General features: G+C 66.3%; 7 protein-coding genes. 2 read left to right on the top strand and 5 right to left on the bottom strand.

The genetic code is table 11. The features are described from left to right. The first annotated feature begins 119 nt into the window (after positions 1–119). Both glnE and rrtA read left to right on the top strand, forming a co-directional pair. On the top strand, positions 120–2,990 hold the full coding sequence (gene glnE, locus C404_RS47860; RefSeq protein ID WP_031329679.1) for a bifunctional [glutamate--ammonia ligase]-adenylyl-L-tyrosine phosphorylase/[glutamate--ammonia-ligase] adenylyltransferase: 2,871 nt from the start codon (positions 120–122) through the stop codon (positions 2,988–2,990). After that, positions 2,987–3,613: a rhombosortase gene (gene rrtA, locus C404_RS47855; protein WP_021195911.1), complete on the top strand. Its 627-nt coding sequence runs from the start codon at positions 2,987–2,989 to the stop codon at positions 3,611–3,613. The genes glnE and rrtA overlap by 4 nt, the downstream gene beginning before the upstream one ends. 88 nt (positions 3,614–3,701) lie before the next feature. Here the strand turns inward: rrtA and C404_RS47850 are convergent, their stop codons facing one another. From C404_RS47850 to recN, 5 genes are all read right to left on the bottom strand, one after another. Then, positions 3,702–5,705 (bottom strand): S8 family serine peptidase, encoded by a 2,004-nt coding sequence (locus C404_RS47850; protein ID WP_031329678.1) that lies wholly within the window; start codon positions 5,703–5,705, stop codon positions 3,702–3,704. A 185-nt stretch (positions 5,706–5,890) separates the two neighbouring features. Beyond that, complete coding sequence (locus C404_RS47845) at positions 5,891–7,870, bottom strand: S8 family peptidase (protein ID WP_021195909.1); 1,980 nt, start codon at positions 7,868–7,870, stop codon at positions 5,891–5,893. 170 nt (positions 7,871–8,040) lie between these two features. After that, on the bottom strand, positions 8,041–9,678 hold the full coding sequence (gene mprA / locus C404_RS47840) for an MprA protease, GlyGly-CTERM protein-sorting domain-containing form (protein ID WP_031329676.1): 1,638 nt from the start codon (positions 9,676–9,678) through the stop codon (positions 8,041–8,043). A 286-nt stretch (positions 9,679–9,964) separates the two neighbouring features. Next, positions 9,965–10,411: a hypothetical protein gene (locus C404_RS47835; protein WP_021195907.1), complete on the bottom strand. Its 447-nt coding sequence runs from the start codon at positions 10,409–10,411 to the stop codon at positions 9,965–9,967. 93 nt (positions 10,412–10,504) lie between these two features. After that, positions 10,505–12,211: a DNA repair protein RecN gene (gene recN, locus C404_RS47830; protein ID WP_021195906.1), complete on the bottom strand. Its 1,707-nt coding sequence runs from the start codon at positions 12,209–12,211 to the stop codon at positions 10,505–10,507. Positions 12,212–12,223: the final 12 nt, after the last annotated feature.

The raw sequence follows: 12,223 nt of genomic DNA, 5'->3' as shown, positions 1-12,223 counted from the left end.
TCGCCGGGTGGCAGGCCAGCCCGATGCCCGTGAAAGTGCGTGACCACCGACCGACCCGCGCGCATTTCAGCGAGAATGGACGTTTCCTCGCAGCTCCCTTGATGGTTCGCATGACCCGCATGACCGATTCCACCTTGTCTGCCCAGCCGTACCTGCAAGCCCCGGCCCGTGCGCCGGAAGCCCCCTCTGCTGCGTTGCCGTATGCGCAGGCCTATTCCCGTTACGTCCAGCGCTTGGCGCAGGCGCGTGAGGGCTGGGCTGAGCGTGTGCAGAGTGCCGCCGCGCGCCCGGTTGACGCAGCTTGGCTGTCAGCGCGCTTTACCGAACTGTTCGATGCCACGGCCGTGGAGATCGAGCCCGCGCTCAAGCGCGCACTGCGCCTGCTGCGCAACGAGGTCTTCGCCACGCTCATCGAGCGCGATCTGTCCGGCACGGCCACGCTCGATGAAGTGACCGGCAGCATGACGGATCTGGCCGAGTTTGCCGTGCGTGCGTCCATCTCCGTGATCGGCCAGGAGCTGCAGGCGCTGCACGGCCAGCCGATCGGGCAATCCTCGGGCGAGGTGCAGGAGCTGGTGGTGGTCGGCATGGGCAAGCTTGGCGGGCGCGAGCTGAACGTCTCGTCCGACATCGACCTGATCTTTCTGTACGACGACGACGGCGATACGCAAGGCGGCCGGCGTCCGCTGTCCAACCACGAGTACTTCACGAAGCTGGGCCGGCGCCTGATCAATGCGCTGGCCGACGTGACCGAAGACGGCTACGTCTTCCGTGTCGACATGCGCCTGCGCCCGAACGGCGATGCCGGGCCGCTGGCCTGCAGCCTGGGCATGCTGGAGGAATACTTTGTCGTGCAGGGCCGCGAGTGGGAGCGCTACGCCTGGATCAAGGGCCGCGTCATTACCGACCCGACCAGTCCGCACGCAGCGCGCATGATCCAGCAGCTTGATCGCGTGACCGGGCCGTTCGTGTTCCGGCGCTATCTGGACTACGGCGTGATCGCCGCCATCCGCGCGCTGCACGCGCAGATTCGCGCGGAGGCGGCCAAGCGCGGCAATGGTGCCAACCGACAGCCGGGCGAAGGCGACGCTCTGGTGCATGCGCGCTCGCCGAACATCAAGCTGGGGCGCGGCGGTATCCGCGAGATCGAGTTTGTTGCGCAGGTGTTCCAGCTGATTCGCGGCGGGCAGGATTTCGGGCTGCGTGTGCGGCCCACGCTAGAGGTGCTGCGCGCCGCCGCCGAGCGTGGCCTGATCGACGACGACGTGGTTGCGCGCCTGACCGAGGCCTATCGCTTCCTGCGCCAGCTTGAACACCGCCTGCAATACGTGGAAGACGCGCAGACGCACAACCTGCCGGGCGCGCCGGAAGACCAACTGCGTGTGGCCCGCATGATGGGCTTTGACGATTACGCCGCACTGGTTGCCAAGCTGGAGGCCTATCAGGACGAAGTGGCGCAGCAATTCGAGCAGACCTTCTCTGACAAACAAGACAGCCAACCGCCGTGTGCCTCGATCTGGCAGGCCGATCTGCTTGACGACGAGCGTACCGAGTCCGCCCGCGCGCAGCTTGCCGACCTGGGCTATGCCGACGCCGATGGCGTGCTCGAACGCCTGCGCGCGACGCGCAACTCGCCGCGCTACCGTGCGCTGACCGAGGTGAGCCGCCAGCGTTTCGACCTGCTGATCAACCGCGCGCTCGACCACGCTGCGCGGCAGACGGATTCGGACGTCACCATCGCGCGCTTCCTGAACTTTTTTGATGCGATCAGCCGGCGTTCGTCGTATCTCTCGCTGCTGTGCGAGTACCCACAGGCGCTGGAGCGCGTGGCCCACACGCTGCACGCGTCGCGTTGGGCGTCGGACTATCTGACGCGCCATCCGCAACTGCTTGACGAGTTGCTCGACGTTGAGGCGCTGTCGGCTGACCCGGACTGGCCCGCTTTCCGCGAGCGCGTGCGCGACCGGCTGCGCGCTGCCGAAGACCACGTCGAGATGCAGATGGACATCCTGCGCCAGGAGCACCATGCGGAGACTTTCCGCATCCTGCTGCAGGACTTGCAGGGCATGCTCAGCGTGGAGCACATCAGCGACCGGCTCTCTGACCTGGCCGATGCGATGCTGGACCTGACGCTGGAGACCGTGTGGAAGCAGGTGTCCACGCGCCACTGCGAGGTGCCGCGCTTTGCCGTGGTGGCCTATGGGCGCCTGGGCGGCAAGGAGCTTGGTTATGCGTCGGACCTCGACATCATCTTCCTTTACGACGACGACCACGAACGTGCGCCCGAGGTGTATGCGTCGTTCGCGCGCAAGCTCATCACCTGGCTGACCAGCCATACCGCCGCCGGCACGCTGTTTGATGTGGACACGCGCCTGCGTCCGAACGGCGCGGCCGGCCTGATGGTGACGCACTTCGAAGCCTTCCGCCGTTACCAGATGCGTGAGGGGGACAACGCTGCGTGGGTGTGGGAACACCAGGCGCTGACGCGCGCGCGCTTCTGCGCGGGCGACGCGGAGATCGGCGCGCGCTTTGAAGCGCTGCGCACCGCTGTGCTGCGGCAGGCGCGCGAGGCTGGTCCGCTGCGCGACGAGATCGTGGCGATGCGTGAGCGCGTGCTGGAAGGCCACGCCAACCCCACGGAATTGTTCGACCTCAAGCACGACCGCGGCGGCATGGTCGATATCGAGTTCACCGTGCAGTTTTTGGTGCTGCTGCATAGCGCTGCGCATGCTGAACTCACCCGTAACAAAGGCAACATCGCGCTGTTGCACATGGCGGGCGAGCTAGGGTTGATCGATGCCACGCGGGCAGCGCAGGTGGCCGATGCCTACCGCGATTTCCGCGCACGCCAGCACAAGTTGCGGCTGGATGGGCAACCTGCTGCACGTGTCCCTGCGGGTACCTGTGCACACGAGGCCGCCCACGTGCGGGCGTTGTGGGAGCAGGTGTTCGGCACCGCGCCCGCGTCGTCCAGCTCACACGCAGGATGAGCGGGCGTCTGCACGCGGTGCATACCTGGGCTGCGTGCCTGGGTGTGGCTGCGTTGTCGGCCGCGTTCTCGTTCGTACCGTGGTTGCATGCCATCGGGCTGTATCAGCGCGATGCCGTGTGCGCGGGCCAGTGGTGGCGCATCGTCACGGCCATGTGGGTCCACCTCGATATGTGGCACTGGCTGGGCGACGGGATGGCGGCAGCGGGGCTGATCTTGCTGCTGGCGCGCGTGCTGCTGCCACAGGCCATCGTTGGCGTGCTTGTGGTGTGCGGTGTGCTGGTACAGATTGCGTTGCTCAGTCAGCCGGGGGTGCAGTGGTACGGCGGGCTCTCGGGCGCGTTGCATGGTCTTGCTGCCTGGGGTGGGCTGCGCCTGCTGCGGCCGCTTACAGAATCGGCGGAAGACACCGGCGACCGCTTCTCACGCTGGATCGGCTTGCTGCTGTGTGCGGGCGTGCTGGTGAAGGTGTGGTTCGAGCAATCGTGGCTGTCGCCCATTGCCTATGACCCGCACTGGGGCTTTGGCGTGGTGCGTATCGCACATGCCTTTGGCGCGGCGAGCGGGCTACTGATCTGGGTATTGGGGGAGTGGCGCGCTCGCGGCAAGCGGCTGCGTATGTGAGCAGCAGGGCGCCGGAAGGGGTGGGGCGGGGGAGGGGAGAATGCCCGCCCGCGCCAGAAAAAGGCGCGGGCGGAGAGAAACAACAGGCTTATTTCACACGACGCCGACGGCCAGCCAAGCCTGCAGCCAGCAGCAGTGCTGCGCCGCCCAGGCCGATCGCGCCGCCACCGCCACCGCCGCTGCTGGAGGTGGTTGCGGGCGTGGTGGTGCCGGTGCTGCCGCCGCCAGTGCTGCCACCAGTGCTACCGCCGCCCGTGCCGCCGCCGGAGGCCGGAGCCGCCGCCACGCTCACTTGCGTTGAATCGGTGGCGGTGCCGCCCGTGCCGTTCGTCCATGTGACGTTAAAGGCGTAGGTGCCCGCCGCAGTCGGCGTGAACGTTGCCGTGTAATTGCCGTTGGTGTCCGGCCCGGCAGTCGTCAGAGAGGCCGTCGGGCCAGACGTTTGCGTCCACTGCACGCTCGCCGTGGTGCTGCCGAAGCCGGGGGTGCCGGAGGCGGTCAGCGTAACGGCATTGTTTGCGGTGATCGAGCTTGCCGAGGTCGCGGCATGCACCAGCGGCTTACCTGATGCCACGGATACAGCGTCGCCGGCGTCGAGCATGCCGGCCCCGCACACGCCCGCGTGCGTGGCGCAGTAGGTGCCGGCCGGGAACGGACGTGCCGACTGTTGAAGGATGGTCGTGATCTGTGCCGGTGTCAGGGCATTGTTGATCGACAGCAGCAGCGCCGCGACGCCTGCCACGTGCGGCGTGGCCATCGAGGTGCCGCCTTCCGCGGTGTAATTGTAGGTGGTGGCCGTGGTTGTGCCGTCGTTCGTCAGCGACGGTACCAGTGCCCCCAGACCGCTGACCACCGAACCGTTGCCACCGCCAGGCGCACTCAGTGTCGTGCCGGTGCCGACGTTGGCGTAGCTGGCCCTGTCGCCTTCGAAGGTATGTGCGGTGACGGCGATGGTGCCTGCGCAGTTGGCGGGTGTGCCAATGGTCGTGTTGCCATCATTGCCGGTAGCCACCACGATGGCAGCACCGCGAGCACGCGCTGCCGAGATAGCGTTTTGCGTGGGGGTGTCGCAACTGCCGACGCCGCCCAGGCTCATGTTGACGACCTTGGCGGGCGACGTATTGACCGTGGTGACGCCAGAGACGGTGCCACCCGTGGCCCATGTCAGCGCATCGACCACGTCGGAGGTGGCGCCGCCGCATTTGCCCAGCACGCGTGCCATCAACAGGCTGACGCCCGGGGCAATACCGGCGACGCCTTTGCTGTTGTGTTGTGCGATGAGCTGGCCGGTGACAAACGTGCCATGCCAGGAGCTGTCAGAAGGCGACCGGCCGCCACATATCGTCGAGTTGTTGGTGATATCTGCGCTGGTGACCCAGTCGCCCGGGTCGGTCGGGTCGCTGCTACGCCCGGTGCCGCCCTTGTTATTCATAAATGGGTCCGTGACGAAGTCGTAACCCTGCTTGATCTGCGCCCCAGACAGGTCGGGGTGGCCCGGAAGAATACCGGTATCGAGCACGGCAACGTTGACGCTGCTCGCCCCTTTGGTCGTGTCCCAGGCGGTGGTCACGTTGGCACCACCCACCGTTGTCGCGCCATTGGCGGGCGCCATGCTGCTGACGGTGACGACGTTGTTGACCGTGCCGGTCTTGGACAACAGGTTCCATTGGTATTGGAACAACGGATCGGACGGCGTGGAAGCGGCGTGCAAGATCCGATCAGGCGCCACATATTCAAATTGGCCGCTGGCTTCCATGCGTTGTGCCACGGCTTGAGCGTCCGCCGCCGACATGGTTTGCGGCAGCGTGACCACATGGGCACCGCCCGACATGGCGCGCTTGTACGTCATCGGCAATTGCGCGGCGGCCGACCAGCGTTGCACTGTCGCGACATCCACGCGCGTAGCTGCCGATTGCAACTGGTACGTGCCGCTCGAGCCGCTCTTTTCCTTGACGATCAGCTGCGACACCCATTGCGTTTGGGCGCCAACGTTTGCTGTCTGACCGACGGCAAGCGCCGGAACAGCGTGATACGAAACCAGTCCGAGCGCGATCAGCGCACGGACCATCCCCCCGGAGACAATCGCCTTCATTTGAGAAGTCCTATTGTTGTAACAAAAAGAGGCGGAATTATCTCAATAGTGATGATGCGGCACTGAAAAAAGAACTAAATACGGAATTGAAAATTTCTTACAATTCCACAGAGGCCGACACGATGGGGTACTAGGGGATGCAACCCCACGCTTGAGGGGGCAACGTGAAACGGGCCGGCCTTCGCTTAACGGGCGCTGCGTCCAAGCCGATGCGCGAGGCTTGCTGCAAGCAATAGCGCCGCATAGGCGAATCCGATTGCCCCACCGCCCCCCCCACCGCCCGACGAAGCTCCCGTGCTGGCCCCCGTATCGGTGCCGGGCGACGTGGGCGCTCCCGTCACGGTGACGCTTACGGTGTCGCTGGCTGTGATGCCCGCGTTGTTGGTCAACGCAACGCTAAAGCTGTAGACCCCGGCCGCGGCTGGCGTGAAGGTGGCCGTGCTGTTGCCGTTGGCATCGGGCGCGGAGGTCGTCAGCGAGACGGGCGTGCCTGCTGTCTGCGCCCAGATCGGGTTACCAGCGCTTCGTCCATAGCCGGGGCCGCTGATGGCTGTGAGTGTGACATTGGCGCTGGTGGAAACGCTCGAAGCTGATGCGCCAACGTGCACGGTCGGCTGGCCCTGCGTCTGCGCGATGGCTGAGCCGGCGTCGAGCATGCCAGCGCCGCATACGCCGGGGTGCGTGCTGCAATAAGTGCCTGTTGGGAAGGGGCGGGCCGACTGCTTGAGGATCGCCGTGATGTCGTCAGGCATCAGCGCAGGCTGGACCGACAGCATGAGCGCGGCGGTCGCAGCCACATGCGGCGTGGCCATCGATGTGCCCATGTCGTTGGTGTAGGTGTCCCCGCTGGGCGAGGCTATGGGTGCGGTAGCGCCGCTGTTGGACAGCGACACGATGGTGCTGCCTGTGCCCGAGATGGCCGTGCCCCTGCCGCCGCCGGGCGCACTGATGGCGGTTTGCGCGCCCACGTTGGCGTACCAGGCATTGTCGCCCTCCCGCGTGTGGGCCGTGACGGCGATGGCACCCGCGCAATTGGCGGGAGCATCCACCGGCCCGGACTCATTGCCGGCCGCCACCACGATGGTGACCCCTAGCGCGCGCGCCGCATTGATCCGACTTTGCTCCAGTGCGGAGCAGGCCCCCGATCCCCCCAGGCTCATGCTGATGACCTTGGCCGGCGTTGGGTTGCTGATGACACCGGGGACCGCGCCGCCGGCCAGCCACGTCATCGCGTCCATGATGTCGGACGTCACGCCGCCGCACTTTCCCAGCGCCCGCGCCATCTGCACGCGCACGCCCGGTGCGATGCCCGCAATGCCGATGCCGTTGTTGCGCTGTGCCGCTATCTGTCCGGTCACGAAGGTGCCGTGCCAGCTGCTGTTGCTCTGGCTGCCGCAGAGCGTCGGGAAGGACGCGGCATCGGCGGCGCTGATCCAATCACCGGGGTCGGACGGGTCGACATTGCCGGCACCATTGTTGGCGCCGTTGTTGACGAACCCGCTGGGGATGGCGGCGCCGGTCTTGCGGTCGATGGCGCCCGCCATTGCGTTGCTGCTGACAAAGTTGCGGCCGATACCGAAGTTCGTGCCGGCAAAGTCCGCGTGGTCTGCGCGGATGCCGGTGTCGACGATCCCGATGCCCACGGTGGGCGCGCCGGTGGTGGTGTCCCAGGCGGACGTCACGTTGGCGCCGCCAGCCACGCTGGTGCCGGGTAGCAGGTTCCATTGCTGGCTGAACAGCGGGTCGGTGGCCAGCGCCATTGGCCGCAGGATGCGATCGGGCGACACGTATTCGAACTGGCCGCTGGCTTCCATGCGCTGCGCAACGGTTTGTGCGTCATCCAGCGTCATGATCCTGGGCAGGGTCACCACATGGGCGCCGCCCGACATTGCACGCTTATACGTCATGGGCAATTGCGCTGTGGCTGACCAGCGTTGCACGGTCATCGTATCCGCCGGATTGTCGACGCCGCCTGCCGATGTGGATTGCAGTGTCAACGCCCCAGAGGTGGTCGCTTTTTCCTTGACGATCAACTGGGTGACCCACTGCAACTGTGTATTGAACGTGGTCGATTTTTCAGCTGCCAGCACGGGTGCTGCGTGATACGACACCAACCCGAGCGCCACCAGCGCACGAGCCACACCCCCGGAAACCATCGTCTTCATCTGAGCAGTCCTTTTTTTGTAAAGAATCGATGAATTTATGGATGCATTGTCAAAAAGAATGGAGGCGAGGTGGTCTAGCTGGGCTTAAGTGGAAGTCCTGATATGCGGATAAGACGCAAAAGAAAACCGCCTCCACATGGGAGGCGGTCTCGGTCAATCTGAAGACGTTGTTACTGCGGCGCAGAGCGCTTGCGTCGGCAGGCGAGTCCCAACGCCAGCATCAGCGCTGCCCCTGCGAGCGGGACGGCACCGCCGCCACCGCCGCCGCCACTACTACTCCCGCTTGTGCCACCAGTGCTGCCTGAGCTTGCCGTACCGTTGCCAATGCCGGCGGGCGTCGTACGCTGGGCGTAACCCACTGCGCCTGCGGTATCCAGCAAGCCTGCGCCGCACACGCCGGTATTGACGGCGCAATACGTGCCGCTTGGGTGCGGGCGCGCTGTCTGTTGCAGACCGGCCAGGATCTGCGGGTTCGACAACTGCGGCTGCACGCTCAACATCAGCGCGATGGTGCCGGCCACTTCCGGTGTGGAGAAGCTCGTGCCCGCCACGGATTTGACGACGTAGTTGCCGAGGGTTTGCGCGCCATCGTTGGAGTCGGCCTGGATGACCGATGTGGTGCCCGTGCAGCCGCCGCTGGTCGCCTGCGAATTGGCGCAACCGCCGCCTGGCGCCGACAGCGCAACCTGTGAGCCGACGTTGGCATAGCTGGCGTTTTCGCCGCTGTCCACGTGCGCCGTGACGGCGATCGCGCCCGTGCAGTTGGCCGGCGCGTCGGCGTTTTGTGCAGCTTCATTGCCCGAGGCGGCCACCACGGTGGTGCCGATCGACGCCAACCGGTTCACTGCGTCCTGTTCGGCCGCCGAGCACGCGCCCGTGCTGCCCAGGCTCACGTTGACCACGCGCGCTGGGTTGGCATTGGTGGGCACACCTGATACGGCGATGCCGCCGGCCCACAGCATGCCGTCCACCGTATCGGACAGCAGTGCGCCGCACTTGCCCGACACGCGCACCGGCACGATCCGGGTGTTCCAGCCCACGCCGGCAATGTCGAGCGCGTTGTTGGTGTTGGCCGCCAGCACGCTGCTGACCTCGGTGCCGTGCCAACTGCTGTTGGCAACGTCGCTGCTGGTGCAGCCCGAAATGGTGGAAACCTGGGCCGAAGTCACGCCGTCGCCCAGATCATGCGCGTCCGTTCCTCGGCCAAACGAGTTGCCCGCACGGGCAGGGTCGGAGATGAAGTTGTAGCCGGGCAGGATCTTGCCGACCAGGTCCGGGTGATCGGTATAGCCGGTATCGACGACCGCCACCACGATGTTGCTCGAGCCCTGCGTGATGCTCCATGCCGCCGCCGCGTTGATGCCGCCCGGCACGAGCGTCGGCGAGGCGAGATTGTTCTGCGTGGCAAACCGCGGGTCGTTGGGGATGGTGCTGGGCCGCAGGATGCGATCCGGCACTACATAGGCCACGCGCGCGTCCTGCGCGATCTTGGCGGCGGTGGCTTCAATACTGGCGGCGTTGGTCAAGCCGGTGTGCATGAGCTGCGCTTGCGTGCCCAACGTGCGTTTGACTTGCAGCGTGCTGCCCGCGGTTTGCGCGACTGACAGCAGCCGGTTGCCGGATTCCGCCGCCGATAGCGTCTTGCGTGTGCCGCTGGTGTCGTCGCGCCACTTGATGATCAGGTCGCCCGTGTACTGCGGTTGCGGCGTGGCGGCCACGGCAGGGGGGCCGCCCATCAACCAGGCGATACCGGCGACGCTGGCGCCTGCACGGAGCCAGGACTTCAACCGAAAGGAGGGGTGTGTCATCAGTGCGCGCTCCGAGGCATCTATCTTGTCGTCATCAGAAACGTCATCAGGATGCGATTCTTGACAGTACGTTACACAAAACCAAAGGTAGCACGCGACCTGCCCGCCTGTGATGGCAGAAACTCGATTGCTAAGGGTGGGGGAAAGCGCGCCTGTTTGCTGGCGCCCTAGCAGGACATGCGCCCGCTACAAGGCGCGATGGGCCCAGAATTGGGCCCATCCGTTTTTCACACTGTGGAGGTCTGGTGTGAGCGGTGCTGAATCGCACCGCGTCGCCTTTAGCGGCTCAGCGCTGGATCTTCAGCACACGATCCGGGTCGGCCGACGCAACGCCGGGCGCAGAGCGCAAGGCCGCGACCGCGCCATCCAGCGTGGCCGCTGCATCGCCCGAGCTGGCGCGTACAACCCAGAACCCGCCCGACATCGGCCGTACCACCGCAAAGGCCAGGCGTGGCGTTGCATGCGCGCCGGCCGTGTCCAGTACGCCCTGCACGGCGGTGGAAGAGGTCGTCGGCGTGCTCAGGCCAACAATGATGTCGCCCAAGTTGTGCGCGGCCGACACCGAGGCTGGCGGTTGGGTGTTGGCGGAAGCGGGGTCCATGGCGGGCGGCTTGCCCGGATCAATTGCGGGTACCGACTTGCACGCCGCCAGCAGGCACAAGCCAAGCGCTGCCGCCAGCAAAGGCTTGGCGGACGACAGCAGAGATCGAGGGCGGGCAGCCTTTGGGGCCATGAAGTTCTCCTGGAATATGTTCATTGGTGTTGGCAGCATGCGGCCCCGGAGCGGCCATGCCAGAGATGGCCGCAATGGTTCCGGTATAGGCGATCACTGCGCCACGCGCCGCGATTTACGTGCGGCAGGCGCCGGTGCCGGTTGGGCGCGGCCGGCGGCCAGCATCTCGTCGGCGTGGCGGCGTGTAGTGTCGGTTAGCGACGCACCGCCCAGCATGCGGGCGATTTCATCCACGCGGCTGGTGGCGTCCAGCACCACCAGGTCGGAACGCGTGCTGCCGGCCACCGTCTGCTTGGCGACCTGGATGTGGTGATTGGCCAGCGCGGCCACCTGCGGCAGGTGGGTCACGCACAGCACCTGGCGGCGCGTGCCCAATTCGCGCAGGCGCCGGCCGACAACCTCAGCCACTGCGCCGCCGATACCGGAATCGACCTCGTCGAAGATCAGCGTGGGGGTCGGGCTCGCCTCGCTGGCGATCACGGAAATCGCCAGGCTGATCCGCGCCAGTTCGCCGCCCGAAGCGACTTTTGCCAACGGGCGTGGCGATACACCTGCATGCCCGGCGACGAGGAATTCGATTTGCTCCAGCCCCGCCGCACCGCCTTGCTCCAGCGCATGCAGCGCGATGTCGAAGCGCCCGCCGGCCATCGACAGGCCTTGCATGGCGCCGGTCACGGCTTCGGCCAGCTCGCGTGCCGCTTTAGCGCGGGCGCGCGACAGCGCCTGGGCGACCACCATGTAGGCGGCGTGGGTTTGCGCTTCCTGCGCCTGCAGTGCATCCAGGTCGGATGCGGCTTGCAGCGCGGCCAGTTGTGCCTGGCGCTCAGCCAATTCGGCGGGCAGCGTTTCGGGGGCAACGCGGTACTTGCGCGCCATGGTGTGCAGCGCCTGCATGCGCGCGTCGACTTCGGCCAGGCGGTCCGGGTCCAGCTCTGCGCGGTCGGCATAGCGGGCTAGCGTATGCACGGCTTCCTGAATCTGGACCTCGGCCGGTTCCAGCGCGGCCAGCACGTCGGCCAGCGCAGGGTCGATCTCGGCCAACTCGCGCAGCGTGTGGAGCGTGGCCCCCAGTTGTGCGAGCACGGCGCCTTCCGATTCAGACAGGCCATCGAGCGCTGCGCGCGTGCCTTCGATCAGGCTGGCGGCGTGCGACAGGCGATGGTGTTCGGCCTGGATGTCCTCCCACTCGCCAGGTTGCGGGGCGAGCTTCTGCAGTTCGTTCACCTGCCATTCGATGCGCTCGCGCTCAAGCTGTGCTTCGCGCGATTGCTGCTCGGCGGCTTCGCGCAGGCGCACCACGGCGTGCCATGCGCGATAGTGCTCGCTGACCACGCGCACGCTGCCTTCCAGGCCGGCGTGGGCGTCGAGCAGGCTGCGTTGCGCGTCCGTCTTCAGCAGCAGTTGATGTGCGTGCTGGCCGTGAATGTCGACCAGTTGCTCGCCCACTTCACGCAGTTGCGCCAGCGTGACCGCCGCGCCGTTGATAAAGGCCTTGCTGCGGCCGGCAGCGTCGACCGTGCGGCGCAACAGGATCACGCCTTCGTCATCGTGCAGCTCGTGCGCTTCCAGCCAGGCGGCCACGTGCGGATGCACGTCAAACTCAGCCGTGATGTCAGCGCGTGGCGCGCCTTCGCGCACGACGGCGGCATCGGCGCGCTCGCCCAGCGTGAGCGCCAATGCGTCGATCAGGATGGACTTGCCCGCGCCGGTTTCGCCCGTGAATACGGTAAAGCCGTCGGCCAGGTCGAGGTCCAGCGCGTGGACGATGACGAAATCGCGGATGGTGAGGCTGCGCAGCATGGTGCGTGGGAC

It is taken from the genome of Ralstonia sp. AU12-08 (genome assembly GCF_000442475.1).
Lineage (GTDB): Bacteria > Pseudomonadota > Gammaproteobacteria > Burkholderiales > Burkholderiaceae > Ralstonia > Ralstonia insidiosa.
Note: the sequence above shows the minus strand (reverse complement) of the source record. Positions and strands in the feature narration are given on the sequence as shown.

Excerpts from the sequence above, each read along its gene's own strand:
- C404_RS47845 (WP_021195909.1), bottom strand. The coding sequence starts at position 7,870 with ATGAAGACGATGGTTTCCGGGGGTGTGGCTCGTGCGCTGGTGGCGCTC.
- mprA (WP_031329676.1), bottom strand. The coding sequence starts at position 9,678 with ATGACACACCCCTCCTTTCGGTTGAAGTCCTGGCTCCGTGCAGGCGCC.
- glnE (WP_031329679.1), top strand. The coding sequence starts at position 120 with ATGACCGATTCCACCTTGTCTGCCCAGCCGTACCTGCAAGCCCCGGCC.
- rrtA (WP_021195911.1), top strand. The coding sequence starts at position 2,987 with ATGAGCGGGCGTCTGCACGCGGTGCATACCTGGGCTGCGTGCCTGGGT.
- recN (WP_021195906.1), bottom strand. The coding sequence starts at position 12,211 with ATGCTGCGCAGCCTCACCATCCGCGATTTCGTCATCGTCCACGCGCTG.
- C404_RS47835 (WP_021195907.1), bottom strand. The coding sequence starts at position 10,411 with ATGGCCCCAAAGGCTGCCCGCCCTCGATCTCTGCTGTCGTCCGCCAAG.
- C404_RS47850 (WP_031329678.1), bottom strand. The coding sequence starts at position 5,705 with ATGAAGGCGATTGTCTCCGGGGGGATGGTCCGTGCGCTGATCGCGCTC.